The following is a 740-nucleotide window of genomic DNA, read 5'->3' on the forward strand; positions in this document are numbered from 1 at the left end:
GCTTACTCATCGTCCGTCATCAGTTTGTGTAGTTCGACGACTCTAACCCATTCACATCCTCCATTTGCACCAGAACCGTCGACGGCCCGGTAAAGATACCGCCATTCGCCCTTGACGCGGATGTACGTCTCGTCCATCCGCCAGCTCTTACCAACTGGCCGCTTGCGGCCGCGAAACGCTTTTTCCAGCACCGGCAATAGCTTGATGGCCCAGCGGTGGACCGTCGAATGACCGACCGAAACACCGCGCTCTGCCATCATGTCCTCGAGGTGCCGCAGGCTCAGCGGATAGGCCACGTACCAGCGCACGCAAGTCAGGATCACGTCGAGCGGATAGTGCAGCCGTTTGAGCACTTGGGCCACCGGCAGATTCAACGTCTTCATCGAGCTTTCAGCCATTCGTTTCGTTCCGCACATCATAGCGGACCGCCTTACTAAAATAGAACCTCAGCACTTCGGTCACCGCGGACTCAGCGCTTTCATTGTCGTTCACATCATTCTGTAAGGTCTCGCAGATATACCAGCCTGCGATATTGCGACAGAACCCGTCTTGTGACCAACCGCGAAGCGGGCGATGCGCATGCCCTTATCGAACTCGTGAACTGGTACCGTGCGAGGTGGGAAATAGAAATGTTCTTCAACGTCCTGAAGAACGCCTGCAGGGTCGAGGCACTGCAACTCTCACAGATGGAGCGGGTGGAAAAGGCGCTCGTGCTGTACATGGTCGTGTCGTGGCGTATC

At 56.4% G+C, this 740-nt stretch carries 2 pseudogenes; one reads left to right on the forward strand and one right to left on the reverse strand.

The features are described 5' to 3' along the window. Positions 1–68: 68 nt before the first annotated feature. Positions 69–383, reverse strand: a pseudogene (locus GSQ93_RS33020) (IS6 family transposase); the annotation flags it as partial. Positions 384–545: 162 nt separating this feature from the next. Here GSQ93_RS33020 and GSQ93_RS38435 point away from each other — a divergent pair. Further along, a pseudogene (locus tag GSQ93_RS38435) lies at positions 546–740 on the forward strand (transposase); the annotation flags it as partial.

The organism is Burkholderia sp. S171, from assembly GCF_009766085.1.
Taxonomy (GTDB): Bacteria; Pseudomonadota; Gammaproteobacteria; order Burkholderiales; family Burkholderiaceae; genus Caballeronia.